This window comes from Flavobacterium hankyongi (assembly GCF_036840915.1).
In the GTDB taxonomy this organism is placed as follows: domain Bacteria; phylum Bacteroidota; class Bacteroidia; order Flavobacteriales; family Flavobacteriaceae; genus Flavobacterium; species Flavobacterium hankyongi.
Map to the genome: position 1 here is coordinate 1254055 of NZ_CP085725.1, position 26931 is coordinate 1280985.

Annotated in this window: 20 protein-coding genes, 2 tRNA genes and 2 rRNA genes; 12 read left to right on the top strand and 12 right to left on the bottom strand. The window is 33.8% G+C overall.

What is annotated here, in order from left to right:
* Positions 1-9 precede the first annotated feature (9 nt).
* From LJY17_RS05780 to LJY17_RS05800, 5 genes are all read right to left on the bottom strand, one after another.
* A 23S ribosomal RNA gene (locus tag LJY17_RS05780) occupies positions 10-2887 on the bottom strand.
* A 106-nt stretch (positions 2888-2993) separates the two neighbouring features.
* Positions 2994-3067, bottom strand: a tRNA-Ala gene (locus LJY17_RS05785).
* A 94-nt stretch (positions 3068-3161) separates the two neighbouring features.
* Positions 3162-3235, bottom strand: a tRNA-Ile gene (locus tag LJY17_RS05790).
* 90 nt (positions 3236-3325) lie between these two features.
* Positions 3326-4841: ribosomal RNA gene (locus LJY17_RS05795) — 16S ribosomal RNA — on the bottom strand.
* The 16S and 23S rRNA genes sit together here with 2 tRNA genes alongside, the layout of an rRNA operon.
* A gap of 1085 nt (positions 4842-5926) precedes the next feature.
* Positions 5927-6610, bottom strand: a complete 684-nt coding sequence (locus LJY17_RS05800; RefSeq protein WP_264542896.1) for a DUF4294 domain-containing protein — start codon at positions 6608-6610, stop codon at positions 5927-5929.
* A gap of 79 nt (positions 6611-6689) precedes the next feature.
* Between LJY17_RS05800 and LJY17_RS05805 the strand changes: the two genes are divergently transcribed.
* The 3 genes from LJY17_RS05805 (at position 6690) to LJY17_RS05815 (ending at position 8874) form a co-directional block, all read left to right on the top strand.
* A complete protein-coding gene (locus LJY17_RS05805; protein ID WP_264542897.1) occupies positions 6690-7778 on the top strand; it encodes a M42 family metallopeptidase in 1089 nt (362 codons plus the stop codon).
* A gap of 75 nt (positions 7779-7853) precedes the next feature.
* Positions 7854-8315 (top strand): DUF1801 domain-containing protein, encoded by a 462-nt coding sequence (locus LJY17_RS05810; protein ID WP_264542898.1) that lies wholly within the window; start codon positions 7854-7856, stop codon positions 8313-8315.
* 25 nt (positions 8316-8340) lie between these two features.
* Entirely contained in the window at positions 8341-8874 is a 534-nt protein-coding gene (locus LJY17_RS05815) for an SRPBCC family protein (RefSeq protein WP_264542899.1), read from the top strand.
* A 59-nt stretch (positions 8875-8933) separates the two neighbouring features.
* Here the strand turns inward: LJY17_RS05815 and LJY17_RS05820 are convergent, their stop codons facing one another.
* The 5 genes from LJY17_RS05820 to LJY17_RS05840 all read right to left on the bottom strand — a co-directional run bounded on the left by LJY17_RS05820 (position 8934) and on the right by LJY17_RS05840 (position 13494).
* Entirely contained in the window at positions 8934-9299 is a 366-nt protein-coding gene (locus tag LJY17_RS05820; protein ID WP_264542900.1) for an ankyrin repeat domain-containing protein, read from the bottom strand.
* Positions 9300-9472: 173 nt separating this feature from the next.
* Complete coding sequence (locus LJY17_RS05825; protein ID WP_264542901.1) at positions 9473-10420, bottom strand: phosphoribosylaminoimidazolesuccinocarboxamide synthase; 948 nt, start codon at positions 10418-10420, stop codon at positions 9473-9475.
* Positions 10421-10525: 105 nt separating this feature from the next.
* A complete protein-coding gene (locus LJY17_RS05830) occupies positions 10526-11962 on the bottom strand; it encodes an alpha-amylase (RefSeq protein ID WP_264542902.1) in 1437 nt (478 codons plus the stop codon).
* A 163-nt stretch (positions 11963-12125) separates the two neighbouring features.
* Positions 12126-12551, bottom strand: a complete 426-nt coding sequence (locus tag LJY17_RS05835) for a hypothetical protein (RefSeq protein ID WP_264542903.1) — start codon at positions 12549-12551, stop codon at positions 12126-12128.
* Positions 12544-13494, bottom strand: coding sequence for a PhoH family protein (locus LJY17_RS05840; protein WP_264542904.1), 951 nt, complete (start codon positions 13492-13494; stop codon positions 12544-12546). The genes LJY17_RS05835 and LJY17_RS05840 overlap by 8 nt, the downstream gene beginning before the upstream one ends.
* A gap of 94 nt (positions 13495-13588) precedes the next feature.
* Between LJY17_RS05840 and LJY17_RS05845 the strand changes: the two genes are divergently transcribed.
* The 5 genes from LJY17_RS05845 (at position 13589) to dnaN (ending at position 18446) form a co-directional block, all read left to right on the top strand.
* Positions 13589-14437: an SAM hydrolase/SAM-dependent halogenase family protein gene (locus LJY17_RS05845; RefSeq protein WP_264542905.1), complete on the top strand. Its 849-nt coding sequence runs from the start codon at positions 13589-13591 to the stop codon at positions 14435-14437.
* Between the two features lie 2 nt (positions 14438-14439).
* On the top strand, positions 14440-14736 hold the full coding sequence (locus LJY17_RS05850) for a putative quinol monooxygenase (RefSeq protein ID WP_264542906.1): 297 nt from the start codon (positions 14440-14442) through the stop codon (positions 14734-14736).
* A 74-nt stretch (positions 14737-14810) separates the two neighbouring features.
* Complete coding sequence (gldF, locus tag LJY17_RS05855) at positions 14811-15542, top strand: gliding motility-associated ABC transporter permease subunit GldF (protein WP_264542907.1); 732 nt, start codon at positions 14811-14813, stop codon at positions 15540-15542.
* Positions 15542-17206 carry a gliding motility-associated ABC transporter substrate-binding protein GldG gene (gldG, locus tag LJY17_RS05860; RefSeq protein WP_264542908.1) on the top strand — a complete coding sequence of 555 codons (1665 nt, stop codon included), beginning with the start codon at positions 15542-15544 and terminating at the stop codon, positions 17204-17206. The genes gldF and gldG overlap by 1 nt, the downstream gene beginning before the upstream one ends.
* 121 nt (positions 17207-17327) lie before the next feature.
* Positions 17328-18446 carry a DNA polymerase III subunit beta gene (dnaN, locus tag LJY17_RS05865; protein WP_264542909.1) on the top strand — a complete coding sequence of 373 codons (1119 nt, stop codon included), beginning with the start codon at positions 17328-17330 and terminating at the stop codon, positions 18444-18446.
* A gap of 66 nt (positions 18447-18512) precedes the next feature.
* Here dnaN and LJY17_RS05870 read toward each other — a convergent pair whose 3' ends face one another.
* Together LJY17_RS05870 and LJY17_RS05875 are read right to left on the bottom strand one after the other, a co-directional pair.
* Positions 18513-18896: a response regulator gene (locus LJY17_RS05870; protein WP_264542910.1), complete on the bottom strand. Its 384-nt coding sequence runs from the start codon at positions 18894-18896 to the stop codon at positions 18513-18515.
* Positions 18893-21697 (bottom strand): PAS domain-containing protein, encoded by a 2805-nt coding sequence (locus LJY17_RS05875; RefSeq protein ID WP_264542911.1) that lies wholly within the window; start codon positions 21695-21697, stop codon positions 18893-18895. The genes LJY17_RS05870 and LJY17_RS05875 overlap by 4 nt, the downstream gene beginning before the upstream one ends.
* A gap of 137 nt (positions 21698-21834) precedes the next feature.
* Between LJY17_RS05875 and LJY17_RS05880 the strand changes: the two genes are divergently transcribed.
* Genes LJY17_RS05880 through LJY17_RS05895 form a run of 4 tightly spaced genes read left to right on the top strand, consistent with a single transcriptional unit; the run spans position 21835 to position 26931 of the window.
* Positions 21835-23181 carry a DEAD/DEAH box helicase gene (locus LJY17_RS05880; RefSeq protein WP_264542912.1) on the top strand — a complete coding sequence of 449 codons (1347 nt, stop codon included), beginning with the start codon at positions 21835-21837 and terminating at the stop codon, positions 23179-23181.
* Positions 23182-23188: 7 nt separating this feature from the next.
* Positions 23189-23704 (top strand): PaaI family thioesterase, encoded by a 516-nt coding sequence (locus tag LJY17_RS05885; protein WP_264542913.1) that lies wholly within the window; start codon positions 23189-23191, stop codon positions 23702-23704.
* 45 nt (positions 23705-23749) lie between these two features.
* Complete coding sequence (locus LJY17_RS05890; RefSeq protein WP_264542914.1) at positions 23750-25678, top strand: BatA domain-containing protein; 1929 nt, start codon at positions 23750-23752, stop codon at positions 25676-25678.
* Positions 25675-26931 carry a dihydroorotase gene (locus tag LJY17_RS05895; RefSeq protein WP_264542915.1) on the top strand — a complete coding sequence of 419 codons (1257 nt, stop codon included), beginning with the start codon at positions 25675-25677 and terminating at the stop codon, positions 26929-26931. Before LJY17_RS05890 ends, LJY17_RS05895 begins: the two co-directional genes overlap by 4 nt.

The following is a 26931-nucleotide window of genomic DNA, read 5'->3' on the forward strand; positions in this document are numbered from 1 at the left end:
CGCATGCACGTACATAAGCTTACGGGTTATTAGTACTACTCGACTATGACATTACTGCCTTTACATCTATAGCCTATCAACGTGGTCATCTTCCACGACCCTTAAAAGAAATCTCATCTTGTGGTGGGTTTCGCGCTTATATGCTTTCAGCGCTTATCCCTTCCCGACGTAGCTACTCTGCGATGCCCCTGGCGAGACAACAGATACACTAGAGGTCAGTCCAATTCGGTCCTCTCGTACTAGAATCAGATCCACTCAAATTTCTAACGCCCACAGTAGATAGAGACCGAACTGTCTCACGACGTTCTGAACCCAGCTCGCGTGCCACTTTAATGGGCGAACAGCCCAACCCTTGGGACCTTCTCCAGCCCCAGGATGTGACGAGCCGACATCGAGGTGCCAAACCCCCCCGTCGATATGAGCTCTTGGGGGAGATCAGCCTGTTATCCCCGGCGTACCTTTTATCCTTTGAGCGATGGCCCTTCCATGCGGAACCACCGGATCACTATGCTCTACTTTCGTACCTGATCGACCTGTATGTCTCTCAGTCAAGCTCCCTTATGCCATTGCACTCTACGCACGGTTACCAAGCGTGCTGAGGGAACCTTTAGAAGCCTCCGTTACTCTTTTGGAGGCGACCACCCCAGTCAAACTACCCACCAAGCAATGTCCCCCACAATATGGGGTTAGACCTCAGATAAGCAAAGGGTGGTATTTCAACAATGACTCCACAACGCCTGGCGACGCCATTTCACAGTCTCCCACCTATCCTACACATCACTTATCCAAGACCAATACTAAGCTATAGTAAAGGTGCACAGGGTCTTTTCGTCCCACTGCGGGTAAACGGCATCTTCACCGTTACTACAATTTCACCGAGCTCATGGCTGAGACAGTGTCCAGATCGTTACACCATTCGTGCAGGTCGGAACTTACCCGACAAGGAATTTCGCTACCTTAGGACCGTTATAGTTACGGCCGCCGTTTACTGGGGCTTCAATTCAATGCTTCTCCGAAGATAACATCTCCTCTTAACCTTCCAGCACCGGGCAGGTGTCAGGCCCTATACTTCATCTTACGATTTTGCAGAGCCCTGTGTTTTTGATAAACAGTCGCCTGGACCTTTTCACTGCGGCCAGCTTGCGCTGGCGACCTTTCTCCCGAAGTTACAGGTCTATTTTGCCTAATTCCTTAGCCATGAATCTCTCGAGCACCTTAGGATTCTCTCCTCAACTACCTGTGTCGGTTTACGGTACGGGTTCTTATAATCTAAGTTTAGAGGTTTTTCTTGGAAGCCCTTAGGCACACTATCCCTTTGTCCGAAGACGCCGAGTACTATCGCATTTCACCAAATTCTCCGGATTTGCCTAGAGAACCTATAGCTAAGTGCTTTAACGAACTATTCCGTCAGTTCGCGGTGCTTTCATCACTCCGTCACCCCATCACAATTATAAGAAGTACGGGAATATTAACCCGTTGGCCATCGACTTCCCCTTTCGGGTGCGCCTTAGGACCCGACTAACCCGCAGCTGATTAGCATAGCTGCGGAAACCTTAGTTTTTCGGTGTGCGGGTTTCTCGCCCGCATTATCGTTACTTATGCCTACATTTTCTTTTCTAACCAGTCCAGCATACCTTACGATACACCTTCAACCCTGTTAGAATGCTCCCCTACCACTTGTATATAATACAAATCCATAGCTTCGGTAGTATACTTATGCCCGATTATTATCCATGCTCGTCCGCTCGACTAGTGAGCTGTTACGCACTCTTTAAATGAATGGCTGCTTCCAAGCCAACATCCTAGCTGTCGATGCAGACAAACCGCGTTCTTTCAACTTAGCATACATTTGGGGACCTTAGCTGATGGTCTGGGTTCTTTCCCTCTCGGACTTGGACCTTAGCACCCAAGCCCTCACTGTTAGTGAACATTATATAGCATTCGGAGTTTGTCAGGAATTGGTAGGCGGTGAAGCCCCCGCATCCAATCAGTAGCTCTACCTCTATATAACTTTATAACTAACGCTGCACCTAAATGCATTTCGGGGAGTACGAGCTATTTCCGAGTTTGATTGGCCTTTCACCCCTACCCACAGGTCATCCGAAGACTTTTCAACGTCAACCGGTTCGGACCTCCACTATGTGTTACCACAGCTTCATCCTGCCCATGGGTAGATCACACGGTTTCGCGTCTAACACTACTGACTAAAGCGCCCTATTCAGACTCGCTTTCGCTACGGATCCGTGACTTAATCACTTAACCTTGCCAGCAACGTTAACTCGTAGGCTCATTATGCAAAAGGCACGCCGTCACCCCACGAAAGGGCTCCGACCGCTTGTAAGCGTATGGTTTCAGGATCTATTTCACTCCGTTATTCACGGTTCTTTTCACCTTTCCTTCACAGTACTGGTTCACTATCGGTCTCTCAGGAGTATTTAGCCTTAGCGGATGGTCCCGCCAGATTCAGACAGGGTTTCACGTGCCCCGCCCTACTCAGGATACCACTATTCTTATCTTTTCTTACTTATACGGGACTATCACCCTCTGTGGTTTACCTTTCCAGGTAATTCTAATTCAATCCGCAAGAAATATCGTGGTCCTACAACCCCAACATTGCCGTAACAACATTGGTTTGGGCTAATCCGCGTTCGCTCGCCACTACTTACGGAATCACTTTTGTTTTCTTCTCCTCCGCCTACTTAGATGTTTCAGTTCAGCGGGTTTGCCCCCTATCGGGTACTATATCTTCAATATAGTGGGTTGCCCCATTCGGATATCTACGGATCAATTCGTGTGTGCCAATCCCCGTAGCTTTTCGCAGCTTATCACGTCCTTCTTCGCCTCTGAGAGCCTAGGCATCCCCCATACGCCCTTATTTTGCTTATTGTACTTTTCGTTTTTATACATTACTGTATAAAAACTGTGTTCTTTCTACTTTTTAAATGTTTTTTTATCTCAATATGTCAATGAACGGTTGTTCCTTTTGGAACCAGTGGAGAATATCGGAGTCGAACCGATGACCTCCTGCGTGCAAGGCAGGCGCTCTAGCCAGCTGAGCTAATCCCCCGTATATTTAGTCGTCAGTTAACAGTTTTCAGTTAACAGTACTTCAAACGGTTACTCAACCTCTAAAATTTCCTTTTTTAATCAAAAAAACTTAGTAGTCCCGCCCAGACTCGAACTGGGGACCCCTACATTATCAGTGTAGTACTCTAACCAGCTGAGCTACGAGACTCTGTTTTTTAATTATTGTATTATTTGAATTAACAGCAAGAGTAAAAAAAATCTTAAGAACTTTTTCCTAACTTCTTTTTATAGTCTCTAGAAAGGAGGTGTTCCAGCCGCACCTTCCGGTACGGCTACCTTGTTACGACTTAGCCCTAGTTACCAGTTTTACCCTAGGCAGCTCCTTGCGGTCACCGACTTCAGGTACCCCCAGCTTCCATGGCTTGACGGGCGGTGTGTACAAGGCCCGGGAACGTATTCACCGCAGCATGGCTGATCTGCGATTACTAGCGAATCCAGCTTCACGGAGTCGAGTTGCAGACTCCGATCCGAACTGAGAACGGTTTTGTAGATTCGCTCCTACTTGCGTAGTGGCTGCTCTCTGTACCGTCCATTGTAGCACGTGTGTAGCCCAAGGCGTAAGGGCCGTGATGATTTGACGTCATCCCCACCTTCCTCACAGTTTGCACTGGCAGTCTTGCTAGAGTTCCCGACATGACTCGCTGGCAACTAACAACAGGGGTTGCGCTCGTTATAGGACTTAACCTGACACCTCACGGCACGAGCTGACGACAACCATGCAGCACCTTGAAAAACGTCCGAAGAAAAGTCTGTTTCCAAACCTGTCGTTTCCCATTTAAGCCTTGGTAAGGTTCCTCGCGTATCATCGAATTAAACCACATGCTCCTCCGCTTGTGCGGGCCCCCGTCAATTCCTTTGAGTTTCAAACTTGCGTTCGTACTCCCCAGGTGGGATACTTATCACTTTCGCTTAGCCACTCAGATTGCTCCGAACAGCTAGTATCCATCGTTTACGGCGTGGACTACCAGGGTATCTAATCCTGTTCGCTCCCCACGCTTTCGTCCATCAGCGTCAATCCACTTGTAGTAACCTGCCTTCGCAATTGGTATTCCATGTAATCTCTAAGCATTTCACCGCTACACTACATATTCTAGTTACTTCCAAGTAATTCAAGTTCTACAGTATCAATGGCCGTTTGATCGTTGAGCGACCAGATTTCACCACTGACTTATAAAACCGCCTACGGACCCTTTAAACCCAATGATTCCGGATAACGCTTGGATCCTCCGTATTACCGCGGCTGCTGGCACGGAGTTAGCCGATCCTTATTCTTACGGTACCGTCAAGACTCTTCACGAAGAGTTGTTTCTTCCCGTACAAAAGCAGTTTACACACCATAGATGCTTCATCCTGCACGCGGCATGGCTGGTTCAGGCTTGCGCCCATTGACCAATATTCCTCACTGCTGCCTCCCGTAGGAGTCTGGTCCGTGTCTCAGTACCAGTGTGGGGGATCTCCCTCTCAGGACCCCTACCCATCGTTGCCTTGGTATGCCGTTACCACACCAACTAGCTAATGGGACGCATGCTCATCTTGTACCGTTGGAACTTTAGTAATAAATAGATGCCTATTCATTACACTATGGGGTATTAATCCAAATTTCTCTGGGCTATCCCCCTGTACAAGGTAGATTGCATACGCGTTACGCACCCGTGCGCCGGTCTCAAGGAAGCAAGCTTCCTCTACCCCTCGACTTGCATGTGTTAAGCCTGCCGCTAGCGTTCATCCTGAGCCAGGATCAAACTCTTCATCGTATAATTTTTAAAAGCTTGCGCTTTTGATTTGTAGACAAAGAATGCTAGGTTTTTCAAATCTCTCGATTTCTCTTACTCTTATTTTTTTGTGCTTCAAACATCTCTGCTCGAAGCGGCTGTCAATCCAATATGTCTATGAACGTTTCTTCTTGTTTTTCGCTAAACTTCTTTCGTTGTTTTTGCGGGTGCAAAGGTAGAAATCTTTTTCTAATCTCGCAAATAATTTTTGATTTATTTTTTATCTTTTTTCAAGACTAAAATCTTAAATTATTTACTCAATATTTCAAATGAACTTCTCTTCGTTTGCGGGGTGCAAAGGTAAAAACTCTTTTCTTATTTACCAAAACTTCTTGAAACTTTTTTTTGAGAAAATTTTCAATCCGTTTTTCTAATCAATAATACTTAAGAACCTCTCCGTTGCGGGGTGCAAAGATAACATCTTTATTTTCTTATCTCCAAATCTTTTTCGTGATTTTTTTTAATTTTTTTGCTCTCGCTTTAAACTCAATCACTTAAAGATTTTTTAACACTATGATAAAGAACTTTGCTTGTTTACAACCGTTTTGTTGTTGATTGCGGGTGCAAAAGTACCACCTTTTTTCAATTACGCAAGCCTTTTATAAAACTTTTTTTAATCTTTTTTACACTTACTCTGACCCACAGTAAGTTAGATGTAAAAGTTTTTTTTGATAGTATTACAGTGTCGAAAAGTAATGGAATTTAAACATCCGTTTTACACTATAAATATATAATAGGTATATTCTTTATTATGTATACTACATATATACTTATCCTATACACTATTATATATAGGTATACTATATATATGGTACGCATGAGATTTGAAATTAAAAGGAGGACTGCCAATGGCAGTCAGGTATTATTCGCGTGAGGGATTACCTTCGGTCAGCTCGACCTCGGGTGAAGCAGCATCCTTTTATTTGTTGACTTCGAGAGCACTTCGGCAAGCTCAGTGTGACACCTCAGTCAACAAATAAAAGATATAACGAAAAGCCAGACCCCAATGCAAAGCATAGGGACACGCCAGAAATAAAAAACACCTTATATATATAAGGTGTCATAATCTATTGTTGCTTACTTGCTTTTATTCGTTCTCGCCATAGCTTGGCCAGTTCGGAATAGTTCATTTCAACTTTTGAGCCTTGCTTAGGAAGTTTACCATCTGAGAAACCTCTAAACAATATTCCTTCTATAATAAAGTCTTCTGAAACGTTATAAGGATCGTATTGTGTTTTTAAATTGATATCAAATAATTTTGCAGTGTTGTTAGACCAAAAAGCTTTCCAGCCACTTTTTAATTCTTTTATAAGATCAAAAGTTGTGCTTCCAGTTTGACGGTGAATTAACTTAACCAATATTTGACCATCTTTACGACTCAACTTTTTTAATTGGTCTTCAAACTCATTGGTTAGATAATTCTCGACCAATTTAAAATACTTCTTTTTATCTCTTTCAGACTTTAATGCTTTCATCCCTTCGTTAAGCGCCACTAATCTATCTGCTGCTATTTTTGCATATGGATATGTTTTGTGTACTCTTCTTTGTAGAATTAGAAACTTCTTTCTTTCTTCAGCAGATTTAAAATAGTCTCTGTTGGAAACATATATTTCTTCTAGAGTATAACTAACGTGTGTAACTGTATCATTATCTAAATCGGCTTGGGTAACTGCTGTGGTGTCTTTTTTTATTTGGGCATTAGTTGCGAGACCAAATAGCAATAAACCGACAATTAGTTTTATAGATTTCATTATATAGATTGTTTGTTCAAAAATATAAATTATTCAGCAAGTGTAATGCCAAATGCTTAAATTAGCAAAAAAATATTTTATGTCATCAAAATCAGTACTAAACAAAGCTTCTATGGCTTTTCTTGAAAAATATCTTAATAATGCATCACCAACAGGCTATGAAAATGAAGGACAAAAAATTTGGATGGATTATTTAAAACCCTACGTTGATACCTTTATTACAGATACATATGGAACTGCTGTTGGAATTATTAATCCTGATGCTCCTTATAAAGTAGTAATTGAAGGTCATAGTGATGAAATTTCATGGTATGTAAATTATATTACTGATGATGGTTTAATCTATGTTATTAGAAATGGAGGTTCAGACCATCAAATTGCTCCATCTAAAAGAGTAAACATACATACTAAAAACGGAATTGTTAAGGGAGTTTTTGGTTGGCCAGCAATTCACACACGTGGTCGTGGTAAAGAAGAAAATGCAACTTTGCACAATATTTTTATAGACTGTGGATGTACGACGAAAGAAGAAGTTGAAAAATTAGATATTCATGTAGGATGTGTTATTACTTATCCAGATGAGTTTATGATTTTAAACGAAAACAAATTTGTTTGTCGTGCTATTGACAACCGTATGGGTGGTTTTATGATTGCAGAAGTAGCTCGTTTATTGAAAGAGAACAAGAAGAAACTTCCTTTTGGACTATATATTGTAAATGCCGTTCAAGAAGAAATTGGATTACGTGGTGCGGAAATGATAACTCAAACTATAAAACCTAATGTTGCTATTGTAACAGATGTTTGCCACGATACTACTACTCCAATGATTGATAAAAAAATTGAAGGAGACTTAAAAATTGGTCGTGGTCCGGTTATTGCTTATGCACCAGCAGTACAAAATAAATTACGTGAACTGATTACTGACACTGCAGATGAAAAGCAAATCCCTTTTCAACGTCATGCAACTTCGAGAGTAACAGGAACAGACACTGATGCTTTTGCTTATAGTAATGGAGGAGTTGCATCGGCTTTAATTTCTTTACCATTAAGATATATGCACACCACTGTAGAAATGGTTCATAAAGAAGATGTAGAAAATGTGATTAAATTAATTTATGAAACATTATTAAAGATTGAAAACAACAAATCGTTCTCATATTTTAAATAATCTGAGGGTACTTTTAAAAAAACCATTCATAATCGAATGGTTTTTTTATAACTTTACTTTTATACATACTACTATATGCAATCAAAAGCGACATCAGTAACTGATTATCTAAACGAAATTCCAGAAGAAAGAAAAGCTGCTTTTACTAAACTACGTAACACAATAATAGAAAGTTTACCTAAAGGATTTCAAGAAGGCATGAGATATGGCATGATAGGATATTCGGTTCCTCATTCAATTTATCCAAATGGTTATCATTGCAACCCTAAAGATCCATTACCTTTTGCAGGACTTGCTTCTCAAAAAAATTTCATCGCTTTTTATCATATGGGGATTTATGCAAATCCAGAACTTTTAAATTGGTTTACATCTGAATATCCAAAATATTCTAAGAAAAAGTTGGACATAGGGAAAAGTTGTGTACGATTTAAAAAACCTGAAGACGTTCCGTTTGAATTAATTGGGGAATTGATGACTAAAATGAGTACTCAAGATTGGATTGAAACTTACGAATCTGCTTTTAAGAAATCAAAGTAACTAACATTAACTAAAACTATGAACTATGAGAATTCTAAAAAAAATTATTTTTGTTTTGCTTGCTCTTATCGGAATTTTATTAATAGCAGGATTAGTAATATCAAAAGATTATGCGGTTGAAAGAGAAGTGATGATTAATCAACCTAAAGACAGTGTTTTTAATTATATAAAAATGATGAAAAACCAAGATCATTTTAGTGTTTGGAATATGAAAGATCCTAATTCTAAAAGAAACTTTACGGGAACTGATGGAGAAGTAGGATTTATTTACAGTTGGAACGGAAATGATGATGTAGGAGAAGGTGAGCAAGAAATTAAAAAAATTACACCTGGTGAACGCATCGATATGGAATTACGTTTTAAGCGTCCGATGGTTTCGACTGATTATGCATATTTCACAACTGAATCTCTTTCTCCAGCACAAACTAAAGTAAAATGGGGTTTTAAGGGAGAAATGCCTTATCCTATGAATGGCATAAAATTCATTATGGGGAATATGATAGGGAAACAATTACAAGCTGGTCTAGACAATTTGAAAGCTAATCTAGAAAAGAAATAAAAAATTCCTTTATAAATAAAAAAAGTCCCATGATAGGGACTTTTTTTATTTAATTAAATTTACTTTAGAGCTTGAATAGCATCATTTGCTTTAGATTGTTCAGCATATTTTAGTGCTGTGTAACCTTTTTCATCTTTAGTTTTTTTGTCAGCTCCGTTTTTTAATAAGACTTCAATAATATCTACTCTATTAAAACGTGCTGCAAACATTAGTGGAGTCATTCCATTAGAAGTTTCGTTTACGTCAACTCCATACTCAACAAATTTCTTAACTGCTTCTAAATCTCCTTTAATGATTGCTGCGCACAATGGCGAATTAACACTAGCAAAAATTGTTTTTTCGTGAGAAACACTAACATTTGATGCAAAAGATTGAGTTGCAAAAGCTCCAAGAGCTAAACCTAAAATAACAATTGATTTTTTCATGATGATTGATTTTTGATTAATGATTTATATTAATAGACGTCATATCGAATATTGTGTTACATAAAATTTTTATTATAACATAATTTTAACATTAACGTCTTTACACTTGTACGTTGCAAAGGACAAAAAAACCATGCAAAACGTGGTTAATTAAACTTTAAGATATGTTTGTATTATTTACTCAAAAAAGCAACAACATTGTTTTCAATTCTTTCTTGAATATTACTAACATCTGCTTTTATAAATTTTTCTCCAATGATATTTTCATACAATTCTATATATCTTTCCGATACTGTTTCAATATACTCATCGGTCATTTCTGGAATTTGTTGTCCGTCTTTTCCTTGAAAGCCATTAGCTATTAACCATTGACGTACAAACTCTTTAGATAATTGTTTTTGAGATTCTCCTCTATCCTGACGGTCTTGGTAACCATCTGCATAAAAATAACGAGATGAATCTGGAGTGTGGATTTCATCAATTAAAACTATTTTCCCATCTTTAGTTTTTCCAAATTCATATTTGGTATCTACTAAAATCAATCCTCTTGAAGCTGCAATTTCAGTTCCTCTTTGAAATAAATCTCTTGTATATTTTTCTAATACTAAATAATCTTCTTCCGAAACAATTCCGTGTGCTAAAATATCTTCTCTCGAAATATCTTCATCATGAGTTCCTACAGCAGCTTTTGTAGTTGGAGTAATAATTGGTTGTGGAAATTTATCATTTTCTTTCATTCCTTCTGGCATAGCAACACCACAAAGCACTCTTTTTCCTGTAGCATATTCACGTGCAGCATGCCCCGAAAGATACCCTCGAATTACCATTTCTACTTTAAAAGGCTCACATAAATGACCTATTGCTACACTTGGATCTGGAGTTGCAACCAACCAATTAGGAACGATATCTTCTGTTAATTGCATAAATTTTGTTGCAATCTGATTTAAGATTTGGCCTTTGTATGGAATTCCTTTTGGCATAATCACATCAAATGCCGAAAGTCTATCAGTAGCAATCATCACTAAAAGTTCGTCATTGATATTGTAAACCTCACGCACTTTTCCGTGATAAACTGATTTTTGTCCTGGAAAGTTAAACTGGGTAGAAGTAATAGTATTCATTAATGTTGTGTTGTTGTTTTGTGTCACAAAAGTAATTTATTTTAAATGATTACAAAAACAAAAAGTCACCCGTTTATGAGTGACTTTTTGCAAATAAAAAAACAACTACATATTTATAGACCACACTGAATAACTATTAGGAGGACATTGTATTTTAACCCATTTATCCCCTTGTGTGGTAGGATACCAAGATGAATGCCCAGTAAAATCCTTAATTTGAGCATTTGCCCAGTTAGTTTGTATCCATCTTTCTTGCCATGAAGATGAATTATTTAAATAAACAACTAAACCAACATTTCCGTTATATCCATTACGTCTTGCGATATATTCATCATTATCACTATATAATATAGAGGTTGTTCCCGTTGCTTTATTATTATGAATCCAGATAAGATTGTTTAATTTATTTTTATCTAACCATTCTTCATAGTCACGATAAAAAATTGTTGGATATCCTTCGTGTGTTAAAATATAAGCATAAGCTAATGTTTTGTTCCAAATTTCATCTGTATCATGATTAGAAACAAATGTTACTGCTTTGTACGGATTACGTTTCCACATCATATCATCATTTAATAACGCTAAATTATTTCCGTCAAAAGCATCATTCATTTTATAATAACAAGCAAAATCAAACACTGAAGAATTTGCATTATTTGCCCACCATTCTAACGTATTCACATTTGAATCCCAATATTCACCTACTGAAAATCCACCTACATTAGCATTCCAATTATTTACAACCCAAGGACCAAATCCTTTCACATAATCAAATCGCCATCCGTCAAACTTCATTGTATTCTTATAATATTTCCCTATAGCATCTGTTCTTCCCCATAACCAATCTTGCACATGAGGATTAGCGTGACATAAATCTGGATAACCACCAAAAGAACCTTCGTCATTATTGCCATAAGAATTTTTATAAAAATCATTATAGTTTCTTGTAAATTTTCCAGAAGCTACACCTGAAAAGTTTGTCCAAGTATTTGTTCCTGTATAAGGATTTGCTTCAGACTGACCGCCACTATTGTGATTGATTACAATGTCGGCATATACCTGCATATTTTCAGTATGTGCTTGAGTAATTAAACTCACAAGTTCTGTTTTGGAACCAAAACGAGTTTCTATAGTCCCATTTTGATTATAATCTCCAAAATCATAATAATCTGTTGGATCATATCCCATTGAATAAGGACCATTTTGTGCTTTAGAAGCTGGGGGCAACCAAATAGACCCTATTCCTGCATTACCCCAAGCGGTTACTTTTGACTTAACAGTGTTCCACCAAGTACCTCCAGAAGGAACATCCCAATAGAAAGCTTGCATCATAACTCCTCCTCCTGGATTTGCTACATACTTTGAATTTATGTTTGAACTTACTCCTGTAGTAAATGGTTTTCCATCGTGATTCGTTACATTAATAATTTTTGTTTGTTTTGCAAATTCGAGCGATTTGTCTGGTTTAGTTTCATCTTTCTCACATGCTATTGTCATAATAAGCATGGATAGACCAACTAATTTTGAGGTTGATTGTTTCATAAAATTTAGTTTTTTGTTTTTTGTTTGAACTAAATTTATGACTTTATACTTAAGAACAACATTATGAATAAGTTACAACAGCAACGAAAACGTTTTCGTGTTGAAAAGTTTTATAATATTAAATAAAAAAGCAGATTTTTAAGTAAAAAATCTGCTTTAAATATTAAAATTTTCTTCTGTCGATTTTAAGATGAACAACTTTCTCAGAATTCAGCATTGAATATTCTTCGAAACCTTTTTCTTTTAAAAATTGATTAAGGGAATATAAATCATCAAAAACCGCTATGGCATCTCCACGTTTTTCTAAAAAAAAGTAATCATCATCAATACTGCCAGGATTTCCTTTAATTCCATAAATTTCATTTGATGTTATAATCCACTCCCCGTCAAGAGTTATATTTGAAATAATTGGATTTCCAAAAATCTCTTTTCGTATTTCATATTTTTTATTTCCTACACCTACTAAATAGTATTCATCAGTTAATTTGTAAGCATACAAATCATATATAGGTAAAATAATTCTGAAAATAAGTAAAATAATCAAGAACGATATAAGAGCAATAGCAACCTTTAAAAATTTATTAATCATGATTTTCTATACTCTTATATGCATCAATTATTTTTTTCACCAATCTATGGCGAACAATATCTTTGTCGTCTAAATAAATTATTCCAATTCCATCTACATCTTTCAAAACTAGTATAGCTTCTTTTAACCCAGAAATAGTTCTTCTAGGTAAATCTACTTGACCCGGATCACCTGTAATGATAAACTTTGCATTTTTCCCCATACGAGTTAAAAACATTTTCATTTGTGAATGTGTTGTATTTTGTGCTTCATCAAGAATAACAAAAGCATTATCTAACGTTCTACCTCTCATAAAAGCCAAAGGAGCAATTTGTATAATACCTTTTAATAAATAATCTTCTAGTGTTTGAGGAGGAATCATATCACGTAATGCATCGTATAATGGTTGCATGTATGGATCCAACTTTTCTTTCATATCCCCAGGCAAAAATCCTAAATTTTCTCCAGCTTCAACAGCAGGACGTGTTAAAATTATTCTTTTAACCTGTTTTTCTTTTAAAGCCTTTACTGCAAGCGCAACACCTGTATATGTTTTTCCAGTACCTGCTGGTCCAACTGCAAAAACCATATCATTTTTTCGAACAAAATCAACAAGCTTTTGCTGATTAGGCGTCATGGCTTTAATTAACTTACCTCCTAAACCGTGAACCAGAATTTCATCTTTAGAATCCATCACACCAGTTTGCTGAGCATCGCCTTCTATAACTCTCATAATAACATTATCATCGATATTGTTAAAACGAGAAAAGTGAGTCATTAAACGCCTAAATCTAATCTCAAATTCATCTAAAACTTCTTCTTCTCCAAAAGCTTTCAACGTAGTTCCTCTTGCCACAATTTTTAGCTTTGGATAATATTTTTTAATAGTTTCCAAATGACTATCATGTGCTCCCCAAAAATCTTTAGGAGCGATATTCTCCAATTCAATAATTCTTTCGTTCAAAGGCTATAAAATTTAGTTCTAAATAAATTCGTTTTCTTTCTCTCAAATCTACTAAATTTACCAAAACTTTTCAGGATTAGTTATAAACAAAATAATGTCAATAATTACACTCACTACCGACTTTGGACTAAAAGACCACTTTGTGGGTGCGTTAAAAGGTAAAATATTATCAGAAAATCCTGACGCTCAAATTGTTGACATTTCACACTGTATCGATTTATTTAATATTACTGAAGCTAGTTATATTATTAGTGCTGCTTATAGTAGTTTTCCAAAAGGAACTGTACACTTAATTGGAGTTGATAGTGAACGTACAATTGACACTTCTCATATTGTAATGCAATGGAATGATCATTACTTTGTTTGTGCGGATAATGGGATTTTAAGTATTTTGACTCAAAAAATAAAGCCACAAAAAATTGCAGAAATTAACATTCATGACAGACTACCTGAATCATCAACTGATATGGATGTTTTTATAACTGTTGCAAATCATTTGGCTAAAGGAGGTGCGATTAGTGTTGTTGGTAAAGAAATTGAATCTTTAAAAACTATTAGCACTATCAAAGCGGTTGTTTCTTCTGATTTAAATTCAATAAAAGGGTATATTGTTTACATAGACCATTTTGGGAACTGTATTACAAATATTTCAAAAAAACAATTTGAAGAAATTGGCAAAAAAAGGCAATTTGAGATTTTTTACGAGAAAAACAGAGTCAAAATAGATAAAAAAACCATTAAAAAAATACACAAATCCTATTCAGATTTTGTAGTGAATGACTCCTTTAAATTAAAAAATTATGAAGGTGAAAAACTTGCTCTTTTTAATGAAAGTGGTTTTTTAGAAATTTGTATCTATAAAAGTAATCCCAACACTGTTGGATCTGCCAAATCATTATTAGGTCTTAATTATTATGATGAAATAACCATTCAATTTTCTTAACAATGTTCATAAGAATAGTAAAACTTAGTTTCCACCAAGAAAACATTACTGTGTTTTTAGAAAACTTTGAAGAAATCAAAGATAAAATCAGAAACTCCCCTGGCAATCAATTATTAGAATTATATCAAGACAAAAACAATCCTTGTATATTTTTCACTTATAGTTATTGGGAAACAGAACAGGACTTAGAAAACTATAGAAATTCTGCCTTATTTGATGAAGTTTGGACATTTACAAAAAAACTATTTAATGACAAACCCGAAGCATGGAGTGTTGATCGATTAGTTTCTTTAGCTTAATGTTTCAATTCTAATGTTATTGAACTACTTTTGTTCGTTTTTAAACTTTAAACATAAAAACTTTAAATTAAATAATGAAAGCCATTTTATTTAAAGAATTCCGTTCCTTTTTTGGTTCGCCAATAGGATATTTGGTAATTGCAATATTTTTAATTCTCAATGGATTATTTCTTTGGGTTTTTGAAGGAGATTACAATATTCTTAATACAGGATTTGCCGATTTAACTCCTTTCTTTACAATAGCTCCGTGGATTTTACTTTTCTTGATTCCTGCTGTAACCATGCGCAGTTTTTCAGATGAAAAAAAACAAGGAACTATGGAATTATTACTTACAAAACCAATGTCTTTGTGGGAAATCGTAAATGGTAAATTTTTTGGATCTTTTCTATTACTTATCATAGCAATTATACCAACGCTAGTATATGTTAAAGTAGTTTATGATTTAGGCTTACCAGAAGGTAATCTCGATTTTGGAAGTACTTTAGGTTCTTATTTTGGATTATTATTTCTTATGGGAGCTTATACTTCTATTGGTATATATACGTCATCGCTATCTGACAATCAAATTGTTTCGTTTTTGATTTCGGTACTTCTATGTTTTATCATTTATTTTGGTTTTCAAGGGATTTCAAATTATAAAGCATTAGAAAGTTTTAGCTCAGTAATTGCCTCATTTGGTATGGATTATCATTATAAAAGTATGAGTAGAGGTGTAATTGATACACGAGATGTGATTTATTTTGCAAGCATCATCTTCTTATTTCTTTCTTTAACTGTTCACAAACTAAAATCGTACAAATTATAATGAAAAATACAAAGACTTTAGTTGTAACAATTATTGTACTGATTGCAGTAAATACAATTAGTAATTTCTTTTTTCATCGTTTCGATTTAACTGCTGATAAAAGATATACCTTATCTGAAACTTCATTAAACATTCTAAAAAATGCTAAAGAACCTATATATGTAGATGTTTTTCTAGAAGGAAGTTTTCCTGCCGAATTCAAGCGTTTACAAACAGAGACAAAGCAAATTTTAGAAGAATTTAAAGCCTATAACCCTAACATTATCTATCAATTTGTTAATCCTTTGGAAGATTCTGATAAAGCAGAGGCTACGATGGAATCTTTTTTGGAAAGAGGATTAACGCCAATAAAAGTAACTGTTGATGATAAAGGAAAACAATCTCAAGAAGTAGTATTTCCATGGGCAGTTGCTACCTATAAAGATGAAAGTACCAAAATACCTTTACTTAAAAACCGATTAGGAGCATCAACCCAAGAAAAAGTCATTAGCTCTGTACAACATTTAGAATACGCTTTTGCAGATGCTTTTCACAAAATTACCACTCCAAAAGAAAAGAAAATTGCTGTTATTAAAGGAAATGGTGAAATGGCAGATGCTTATCAAGTGGATTTTTTAAGAACTCTGGGAGAAAGCTATTTTTTAGGAGCCTTTACTTTAGATTCTGTTGCTAAAAATCCTGTAAAAACTTTAAAACAGCTTCAAAATTTTGATTTAGCCTTAATAGCAAAACCCAAAGAAGCTTTTTCAGACCAGGAAAAACAAGTTTTAGATCAGTTTTTAATTAATGGCGGAAAAACGATCTGGTTGGTCGAATCTGTAAACATAGATATGGATAACCTAAAACAAAATGGCTCAGCTTTTGCTTTTCCATTCGACTTAGGTCTAAACGATATGTTCTTTAAATACGGTTTCAGAATTAATCCGCATTTAGTGAAAGATTTACAAGCAACTCCTATTGCCTTGGCAACTGGAGAACGTGGCAATGAAACACAATATGAAAACTATCCGTGGTTTTTTGCTCCTTATGTCTTTCCTCAAAGTCATCATCCTATTGTAAACAATATAGATGGTGTAAAGCTTGACTTTACAAATCCAATTGACGTATTAAAGAATGATATTAAGAAGACTGTTTTATTACAATCTTCTATTTATTCTAAAAAAATTGGAACACCAGTCGAAATTGATTTGAAAACTGTAAATGAAAAACCAAACCCTCAGGATTATACTCCGGGAAATTTACCTGTAGCATTGCTTTTAGAAGGTTATTTTTCATCTGTATATGAAAATAGAGTATTACCTTTTAAAGATCCTGATTTTAAAGCCAAAGGAAAATCGTCAAAAATGATCGTTGTTGCTGATGGAGACATTATCAAAAATCAATTGGACGAAAAAGGGCAACCTATGGAATTAGGATATGACAAATGGACTAATCAAATGTATTCTAACAAAGAGTTTTTAATGAATTGTGTCAATTATTTACTGGATGACAACGGACTTATTAACATTAGAAGCAAGGAAGTTGATTTACCTTTATTAGACAAAGAAAAAGTGTACGAAGAGTACACATACACTCAGTTGCTTACAGTTGGCTTACCTTTGTTGATTTTAACTCTGTTCGGAATAGCTATTACTTACTTTAGAAAAAGACAATTTTCGCGTTAATTATGTTGAAAAACCGCAATTCTTGTTGATAAAATTGTTTTTAATACTGAATGGTTTAAAATATATTTGTAAAACATAAAGTGTCTCATAATCTATAAGACCATTATTTAAAAAGATGCAAATGAAATTTATAGTATCAAGTTCTTATTTACTAAAACAACTTCAGGTTTTAGGTAGTGTTATTAATAGTAGCAATACTTTACCTATATTAGATAATTTTTTGTTTGAGTTAAAACAAAATCAATTAATCGTTTCTTCATCAGATTTAGAAACAACAATGTCTGCTACTCTTTCTATCGATTCTACAAGCGAAGGAAGCGTTGCTGTTCCTGCTAAGTTATTATTAGAAATATTAAAAACTTTCCCTGAACAACCTTTAACATTCACTGTTGAAGAAAATAACACAATTGAGATTAGTTCTCAATCAGGAAAATATGCCTTAGCATATGCTCCAGGAGAAGAGTTCCCTAAATCAGTTAATTTAGAAGAGCCTTCAAAAACTATTGTTCCTGCTGAAGTACTTTCTACAGCAGTAAGCAAAACAATTTTTGCGGCGGGTAATGACGATTTACGTCCAGTAATGAGTGGTGTATTCTTCCAGTTTTCTACAGATGGATTAATTTTTGTGGCTACAGATGCTCACAAATTAGTGAAATATGCCCGCGCTGATGTTAAAGCGTCTCAAGTAGCTGAATTCATTATGCCAAGAAAACCTTTAACTATTTTAAAAGGTATTTTAGCAACTTCTGATGCTGAAGTGACTATCGAATATAATGATGCTAATGCAACATTTTCTTTTGATAATTATGTATTGACTTGTCGTTTAATTGATGGTAAATACCCTAATTACGAAGCTGTAATACCTAAGGAGAATCCAAACAAATTATTAATAGACAGAACACAATTTTTAAATTCAGTTCGTCGTGTGGCTATTTTCTCAAACAAAACCACTCACCAAATTCGTTTAAAAATTGCTGGAACCGAATTAAACATTTCTGCTGAAGATATTGATTACTCAAATAAAGCTGAAGAGCGTTTAACTTGTGATTATCAAGGTGACGATATGCAAATTGGTTTCAATTCACGTTTCTTGACAGAAATGCTTACAAACCTTCAATCTGACATGATTATGCTTGAAATGTCAATGCCTAACAGAGCTGGTATCTTGACTCCTGCAGATGGTCTTGATGAAGGTGAAACGGTTACAATGCTTGTTATGCCAGTTATGCTTAACAACTAAAAATCTTAAACCAAACCAAACCTATATTTTGAAAACACCATCTCCTTTACGAGATGGTTTTTCTTTTTATATCTGTTCGAGTAATTGATTAAGCTTATCCTGATTAATTGGTTTTGAAACGTAATTTTTAACCGTAGTAAATTGCTTTGCTTTCTCTACATCAGCAACATCTATGGAAGAAGACATCACAAAAATGTTTAATCTGTCTTTGTTAGGTAATTCTTCCAGTTTTTGCAAAAACTGCCAGCCATCTACAACGGGCATGTTAATGTCAAGCAATATAATATCAGGAAATTGTGCTACATCTTTTTCTAAGATTTCTATCACATCTTCTCCGTTTTTAAAGTCTCTAAATTCAACGAAGTTTTCATTTTTTTCCAGTAGTTTTTTCAGGACAAAAACAAAAATATTGTCATCATCTATTATAAATGTAAGTTGTGCTTTCTTCATACAAAATACAAGGTAAAAGTACTTCCTTTATTGACCTCGCTTTCAACTTCAACTCTTCCTCCCATCGATTCAATATGGTTTTTAACCATAAACAATCCCAAACCTACTGCATCTGAATTTCCGTGAAAGGTTTTATACATACCAAAAACTTTTTCTTTATTCTTCTCTAAATCAATCCCCAAACCATTATCGCTTACCTGTAATATCGTTTCATCGTTATCAACATTAGCAACAATATTTATAACAGGTAGTCTATCTTTTGAGTGATATTTAATTGCATTGGTAAGTAAGTTAAAAATAATACTTTCCAAGTAAGATTGTGTCGCTTTTATTTGGATATTTTCATCAACATTAATATTAATAATCGCTTTGTTGCTCTTAATAATGGCATTTATTCCTAAAATAGCCTGTTCTATTTCTTGTTTTAGATTGAGATTTTCAAACTCATTTTTACCCCCACTCTGAATGGCAACAGTTTCATTCAAAAAGAAAATAGTATCCGAAAGCTTGTTTGTACTTTGCTTCATCATATTAAAGTATTCTCTTTTCTCATCAGAATCATTCGATTCTTCAAACAAATCTAGAATCATAGATAAATTGCTAGTATGTGAGCGAATATCATGCGATACAATATGTGTGAAATTAATTAATTTTTGATTTTGTTTTTCTGTAATCTCATACAATCTGTTTTTTTCCTTATCTGATTCTTTTCTTGCCGATATATCCCTTGTAACAACAATATATTTTGCAGATTTACCATGTTCATCATAAATAACATTTGCAGAGTCTTCTCGCCAATGGTATTCCCCATTTACATCCCTAAAACGCATTTCATATTTAAACTCCTTCATTTGTTTCATTAAGCATTCATTTATATATGGTTTCACTCTTACTAAATCATCAGGATGAAATTTTTCATAAATATCATTGGGAGTATAATTCAAATATTCCTCTTTTGTGTAATTAAGTAATTTAACGTAAGATGGCGAAACATAAGTAAGTCTACCTCCTTCAATAACTGCCACTCCATCAGAAGTATTTTCAGTAATTAATCGCAATTGTTGCTCACTTTCTATAAGCTTTTTTTCGGTTTGTTTTCTTTCAGAAATATCTCTTGATACCAAAATATATTTTGAATAACTCCCATTTGAATTATAAATAACATTGGCAGAATCTTCTCTCCATTGATATTCCCCAGAAGCTCCTTTAAATCGATATTCATAACTAAATTTTTCATTTTGAAGAGATAGGTTTTTATAAATAATTTCAGAAATTTTAATAGCATCTTCTGGATAAATGAAATTAAAGACTTCACCCAAACTCAACTTTTTTATATATGATTCCGTATACCCTGAAAGTTTAGCAAATACAGGAGAAACATAACTAATTTTATTATTTTCAATTACCAAAATACCATCAGAAGTATTTTCAGATATAAATTTAAGTTGTTCCTGATTTTCATTTAACTGAATTTCTGCTTGAATTCTTTTATTTTCTTCAATGGCTAAACTTAAATAATCTGCAAGTGCTCTGGCAAAAGAAATATCATTTTCACTCCAAACTCTGGGATCATCACGATGTTCGCAACACAAAACACCATAAAATTTACCGTTGGCTCTAATAGGAATATCCAACATATCTGTTATTCCTAAGGGCTTTAAGTAGTTGTCAATTAATTCGGAGGTTGCCTCATTATCATAAACATCATATGCTACAAGAGCCACTTGGTTATTTACCGCTGCAATATATTTAGGTATTTCTCTAACTTTTAATGCTTGATTTTTTAGATGCGAGTTTTCGTTTTTATCAAACAAATTTTTACAAACTAGCTCATCATTATTAATTTCCCAAAAACTAGCGCGATCAATTTTCAAACCTTTAGTCGCAATTATAGTGACTTCCTTAATTTTATCTTTTAGCTTTTCCTTATCAATACTCGAATACAATTCAATCAATAGGTGATTTTGTAAATCAATGGCTTTCTGTCTTTTCTCATTTTCAATTTTTTCAATCTTTTCTTGAGTGATATCACGGGCAATGGTTACTACTTTTATAGGTTCTTTGCTTTCATTGTAAAGAATATTCATAATATCTTCACGCCATATATACTCTCCATCTCCTCTACGACATCTAAAAACATATTTGATAGAAGGTAATTTTTGAGCTGCTGCACCATAAATTATATTCTTTACATCTTCAAGGTCTTCTGGGTGAACCAAACTAAACATATCTACTTTATGACTTTGCTGCTTTTGAGATTGTGTCAAGCACATCATTTTAAGATATGCACCTGAAGCAAAGACTAATTGTTCTTTCTCGATTATATAAATACCATCAGAAATGTTTTCTGAAATAAAGTTAAATCTATCTTCATTTTCATCAAGTGTATTTTGAAAATGCTTTATCCTATTTTTCTTTTTAGTTGATGTTTTAAAAAGAAGTGGTGATTCCAAAATCCCTACAATAAATTTTAAGCTATTGTTTTCATCAAAAATCTTATATATTACAGTTGAAGAGGAAGCTTTATTGCCTTTATCATTTTTAAACTCTATAACAGCTATTTTATCATTAAATATTTGAGATGAAAATTGGAAATATTCTTTCCAAAAAAGTAAATCATTTTCTTTATCTCTAAACCCTAGTTTCTTAAATAAATGTCTAGACATCCAAAGAAAATCCTGATTAATGCAATCTAATACAAAAAAACGTTTCTTATTTAAAACAATAATGAGGTTGAATAATTCATGATCTTGCTTTATGTATGAAAAGAAATGATCTTTTATATAATTATTCTGATGCATTTTTAAGTTTGATTAACACTGAAAATTTAAGACAAAATTGTGTAATATCATATTAAATACCTTTTTTTTCGATGAACAACCTTAAAAATTGACAAATAATAGACTTTAAACAATACCTTTGCAAAAAATAATACAAAATGGCAAATTTCGAACAGTTCAATCTTCCTAAATCTTTACAAAAAGCTATAGATGATTTACACTTCACAACCCCTACTCCTATTCAGGAAAAATCGTTTTCTGTTATTATGTCAGGACGTGATATGATGGGAATTGCTCAAACTGGTACCGGAAAAACTTTTGCATATTTATTACCATTACTAAAACAATACAAATTTGTAAATACCTACAATCCCAGAATAATGATTTTGGTTCCTACTCGTGAACTTGTTGTACAAGTTGTTGAAGAAGTAGAGAAGTTAACAACCTATATGTCTGTTAGAACATTAGGCATTTATGGTGGAGTAAATATTAATACACAAAAAAATCAAGTATACCAAGGAATAGACATTTTGGTAGGGACACCTGGTCGTATTATGGATTTAGCTCTTGATGGTGTATTAGGCTTACAGGAAGTAACTAAATTGGTTATTGATGAGTTTGATGAAATGCTTAATTTAGGTTTCCGTCCTCAATTAACATCTATTTTATCCATGTTAAAACCAAAGAGACAAAACATTTTGTTTTCGGCTACGATGACTGATGAAGTAGATGAGATTCTAAATGATTATTTCGATTTTCCTGAAGAAGTAACATTGGCAGCTTCTGGAACTCCTCTTGAAAAAATTGAACAATTATCTTACCACATACCTAACTTTAATACAAAAGTTAACTTACTAAAACATTTACTAAATACAGATGAATCACTTGAAAGGCTTTTAGTATTTGTGAACAACAAGAAAATTGCCGATATGCTTTTCGATAAAATTGACGCAGATTTTCCTGGTCAATTTGGAGTAATACACTCTAATAAGTCACAAAATTACCGTTTGTTGACCATGCAAGATTTTCAAAATGGTGTTTTACGTGGATTAATTACTACTGATGTAATGGCTCGTGGCTTAGATATATCTAACATCACTCATGTTATCAACTTTGAAATGGCAGAAGTTCCTGAGCAATACATTCACCGAATTGGGCGTACAGGTCGTGCGGATGCTTCGGGTATTGCGATAAGTTTCATAGCACCTCGTGAGGAAGACATCAAAATAGAAGCAGAAATGCTTATGGAAATGGAAATTAAAATTTTAGAGACTCCTTCTGAAGTAGAAATTTCAACACAATTAATTGGTCCTGAAAAAGAGAAACAGAAAATTAAATTCTTAACCAAGAAACCTAAATTAAGTGAAAACAGTGGTTTTCACGAAAAATCTGAAAAGAATAAAAAAGTAAATCTTGGTGGTCCTTCTAAAACCAAGAAAAAAACAGGAACTTCAGTAAACCGAAACATTTTAAAAAGCAGAGCTGCTAAAAAGAAAAAGAAATAAACTTAAAATGTACCAACAGCTAGCCAAAATAGCCCAAAAATTTATAAAAGAATCAACTTTTTTAAAGTTTGGCTTCAACATCTCACCTATGTACCGAAGAAGTACAGCACGAGTAATATATATATCTGACGATATTAAAACTGTCAAAATAAAGATTCCTCTCAGTTATAAAAACAGAAATTATGTGGGTTCAATTTTTGGCGGTAGTTTGTTTGCAGCAGTAGACCCAATTCCTATGATACAGCTAATGTATATTTTAAAGGAGGAATATATTGTTTGGGATAAAGCAGCAAATATCAAATTCAAAAGACCAGCTCGTGAAGATATGTATGCTACTTTCGAATTTACAAATAAAGAAATTGAAGATATTATTGCTAAAGTGATGGAGCAAAAAGAATTTGAACATCATAAACTTACTCAAATTACAAACAAAACTGGTGATGTTGTGTTTTGTGAAGTGACAAAAACAATTTATATCGCCCAAAAAGAATTCTATAAAGAGAAAAAAGCGAAAAGAGAATAGCTAAACTTTTAAACCAAAAATGTATCTTTGAAAAACTTTTGATAAATGCACTTCAAAAATCCCGAAATTCTGTATTTCCTTTTTTTATTGGTGATACCAATTTTAGTCCATTTATTTCAATTAAGACGTTTTAAAAAAGAATACTTCACAAACGTAAAACTGCTCAAAGAACTTTCTACACAAACTCGAAAAAGTTCTAAAATCAAAAAGTTTTTATTATTAGCTACTCGATTATTATTACTTACATCTTTAATTTTTGCTTTTGCCCAACCCTATTTTGAAGCAAAAGACAGTCAATCAAAAAACAATCAACTTTTTGTCATTCTGGACAATTCCTTTAGTATGCAAGCCAAAGGACAAAAAGGAGAATTATTAAAAAGAGCCGTTCAAGATTTATTAGAAGTAACTCCAGAAGAAACAAATATTTCTGTTATTACAAATTCGGATGAATTTTGGGATACAAATATTAAATCGATTGAAAAAGACCTGCAAAAGTTAAATTATTCGGCAATTCCTTTTTCTTTAGACAATGCGTTGGTAAAAATAAAATCGCACAACAGCAATCAAGGAAAAGATATTGTAATTGTTACGGATGCTATCGGTTTAAAAACAACTTCGATAGAAAAATTACCAGAAAATACAAAGACTTACTTTGTTATTCCTGAAGCTGAAAATTTAGAAAACATTGCTATTGACAGTGTATATTTAAGTCAAACACTTGATAATTTTTACGAAATAGGTGTTCAGGTTAGTTCTAATTTTGAGGATGAAAAATCAATTCCTGTTTCTGTTTACAATAAAGAAAACCTAATTGCAAAAGCAATATTACAGCTAAATAAACGTAAGCAAGTTCTAAATTTTACTATTCCAAAAGACGATTTTAATGGTTACGTTTCGTTACATGACAATAGCTTAAGTTTTGACAACACATTTTATTTCAACATCAAAAAGCCTGAAATTATTAATGTTTTAAGCGTTGGCGATATTGAAAAGAGTAATTTTTTATCTAAAATTTACACCAAACCTGATTTCAATTTTTCAAATTCTACTTTAAGTTCACTTGATTATAGCATATTACAAAAACATGATGCCATAATTTTAAACGAATTAGAAAGCATTCCGGTTGCAATGCATACAAACCTGAAGCAATTTGTGCAAAAAGGAGGCAATCTAATCGTTATTCCTTCTGAAAAAAATGAAATACAAAATATCAATTCATTTCTTTCGATTTTTGGTGGAATACAATTTTCAAATCTTGAAAACTTCGAAAAGAAAATAACCAAAATTAATTTTTCAAATCCTTTATTTTCTGATGTTTTTGAGAAGAAAATTTCAAATTTTCAATACCCTACCGTAAAACAAAATTTCAGACTTAAATCAGTTGTTTCTCAAGCTATTTCTTACGAAGATCAATCAGCATTTTTATCTACAATATATAAAAACACAGGAGCTGTTTATGTCTTTTCATCTCCAATAAATAAACAAAATAGTAATTTCCAGAATTCTCCATTAATCGTTCCTGTATTCTATAAAATGGGAGTTAACAATAATAAAAACGGAGTTAAATTTGAAACTATTGGAAATAGCAAAAGTATACTTATAGATGCTTCAGTAAACAAAGACGAAGTTATTTCGGTAAAAAATAATGAAGAAGACTTCATTCCAATGCAACAAATAATGGAAGATAAAGTGAAATTTTCTAATGGAGACAATCCTAAAAAAGCAGGGAACTATTCTATTGTTCAAAATAACAAAACGATTGGAAACCTGAGCTTTAATTTTGACCGAAAGGAAAGCAATTTAACAAAATCAAGTAGCGAAAGTTTAGATAACTTAAATGAGATAGATAGCTTAGATAAATTTTTTGAAACCATTCAGATTGAAAGAACCGACAATCAAATTTGGAAATGGTTTCTTATTTTTACACTAGTGTTCTTTATACTTGAAATTCTTATACAAAAATTCATAAAATGAACTTAATTCTAAAAAAAGCCCGACTTATTGAACCCGGAAATTTGTTTCACAACAAAGTGATTGACATCAAAATAAAAGATGGAATCATTCAAAAAATAGATACAAATATTCAGTCAGAAGAAGGTTTTACGGCAATTGAGTTAGATAATTTACATATCTCTACCGGTTGGTTCGACACTAGTGTTTCTCTGGGAGAGCCAGGTTATGAAGAAAGAGAAACCATTACAAATGGATTAGAAGTTGCCGCAAAATCAGGTTTTACTGGTATTGCATTACAACCAAATTCAAATCCAATTATAGACAATCAATCCCAAATACATTTTGTAAAACAAAAAGCCAATAATTCATCTACAGAACTTTTTCCTATTGGAGCACTGACAAAAAATAGCGATGGCGTTGAACTTGCAGAATTATTCGACATGAAAAATGCTGGAGCTATAGCTTTTGGAGACTACAACAAAAGTATCGAAAACGCTAACTTATTAAAAGTAGCTTTACAATATGCTCAAGATTTTGACGGATTAGTGATTGCATTTTCACAAGACAATAATATTAAGGGCAAAGGGATTGTCAACGAAGGAATATCAGCAACTCAATTGGGTCTAAAAGGTATTTCTTCATTAGCAGAAGAAATAATCATTAACAGAAACCTTTTTATTTTAGAGTATACAGGAGGAAAACTACACATTCCTACTATTTCTACAGCAAAATCAGTTCAATTAATTCGTGATGCAAAAGCAAAAGGATTAGCTGTGACTTGTAGTGTAGCAGTTCACAATTTATTCTTTAACGATGATGTTTTGAAAGGATTTGACGCCAACTTTAGAGTTACTCCACCAATTAGAACCGAAGAAGACCGTAAAGCTTTAATTGAAGGTGTTATTGATGGAACAATTGATTGTATAACATCAGACCACAACCCTATCGATATTGAGTTTAAAAAACTAGAATTTGATTTGGCTAAAAATGGTACGATAGGACTTGAAAGTGCTTATACTGCTTTACAAGCTATTTTGCCAACAGAAATCATAATTGAAAAATTAACAGCTGGAAGAAAAGCTCTAGGGCTAGAAACAGTTACTATTAAAGAAGGTGAAAAAGCAAATATTTCGCTTTTTAATCCTGAAGGAAGTTCAGAATTTAGTCAAGAAAACATACTTTCAAAATCTAAAAACTCAGCCTTTTTGGGAAGCAAAGTAAAAGGAAAAGTGTACGGAATTTATAATCAAACAAATTTAATTTTAAACAACTAA

Bases quoted from the DNA above. Each gene is read 5' to 3' on its own strand.
- LJY17_RS05870 (WP_264542910.1), bottom strand. From the start codon at position 18,896: ATGAAGAAAGCACAACTTACATTTATAATAGATGATGACAATATTTTT.
- LJY17_RS05880 (WP_264542912.1), top strand. From the start codon at position 21,835: ATGGCAAATTTCGAACAGTTCAATCTTCCTAAATCTTTACAAAAAGCT.
- LJY17_RS05820 (WP_264542900.1), bottom strand. From the start codon at position 9,299: ATGAAAAAATCAATTGTTATTTTAGGTTTAGCTCTTGGAGCTTTTGCA.
- LJY17_RS05850 (WP_264542906.1), top strand. From the start codon at position 14,440: ATGTTCATAAGAATAGTAAAACTTAGTTTCCACCAAGAAAACATTACT.
- LJY17_RS05885 (WP_264542913.1), top strand. From the start codon at position 23,189: ATGTACCAACAGCTAGCCAAAATAGCCCAAAAATTTATAAAAGAATCA.
- LJY17_RS05845 (WP_264542905.1), top strand. From the start codon at position 13,589: ATGTCAATAATTACACTCACTACCGACTTTGGACTAAAAGACCACTTT.
- LJY17_RS05895 (WP_264542915.1), top strand. From the start codon at position 25,675: ATGAACTTAATTCTAAAAAAAGCCCGACTTATTGAACCCGGAAATTTG.
- LJY17_RS05800 (WP_264542896.1), bottom strand. From the start codon at position 6,610: ATGAAATCTATAAAACTAATTGTCGGTTTATTGCTATTTGGTCTCGCA.
- gldF (WP_264542907.1), top strand. From the start codon at position 14,811: ATGAAAGCCATTTTATTTAAAGAATTCCGTTCCTTTTTTGGTTCGCCA.
- LJY17_RS05815 (WP_264542899.1), top strand. From the start codon at position 8,341: ATGAGAATTCTAAAAAAAATTATTTTTGTTTTGCTTGCTCTTATCGGA.
- LJY17_RS05805 (WP_264542897.1), top strand. From the start codon at position 6,690: ATGTCATCAAAATCAGTACTAAACAAAGCTTCTATGGCTTTTCTTGAA.
- LJY17_RS05825 (WP_264542901.1), bottom strand. From the start codon at position 10,420: ATGAATACTATTACTTCTACCCAGTTTAACTTTCCAGGACAAAAATCA.
- LJY17_RS05830 (WP_264542902.1), bottom strand. From the start codon at position 11,962: ATGAAACAATCAACCTCAAAATTAGTTGGTCTATCCATGCTTATTATG.
- LJY17_RS05810 (WP_264542898.1), top strand. From the start codon at position 7,854: ATGCAATCAAAAGCGACATCAGTAACTGATTATCTAAACGAAATTCCA.
- LJY17_RS05890 (WP_264542914.1), top strand. From the start codon at position 23,750: ATGCACTTCAAAAATCCCGAAATTCTGTATTTCCTTTTTTTATTGGTG.
- gldG (WP_264542908.1), top strand. From the start codon at position 15,542: ATGAAAAATACAAAGACTTTAGTTGTAACAATTATTGTACTGATTGCA.
- LJY17_RS05835 (WP_264542903.1), bottom strand. From the start codon at position 12,551: ATGATTAATAAATTTTTAAAGGTTGCTATTGCTCTTATATCGTTCTTG.
- LJY17_RS05875 (WP_264542911.1), bottom strand. From the start codon at position 21,697: ATGCATCAGAATAATTATATAAAAGATCATTTCTTTTCATACATAAAG.
- dnaN (WP_264542909.1), top strand. From the start codon at position 17,328: ATGAAATTTATAGTATCAAGTTCTTATTTACTAAAACAACTTCAGGTT.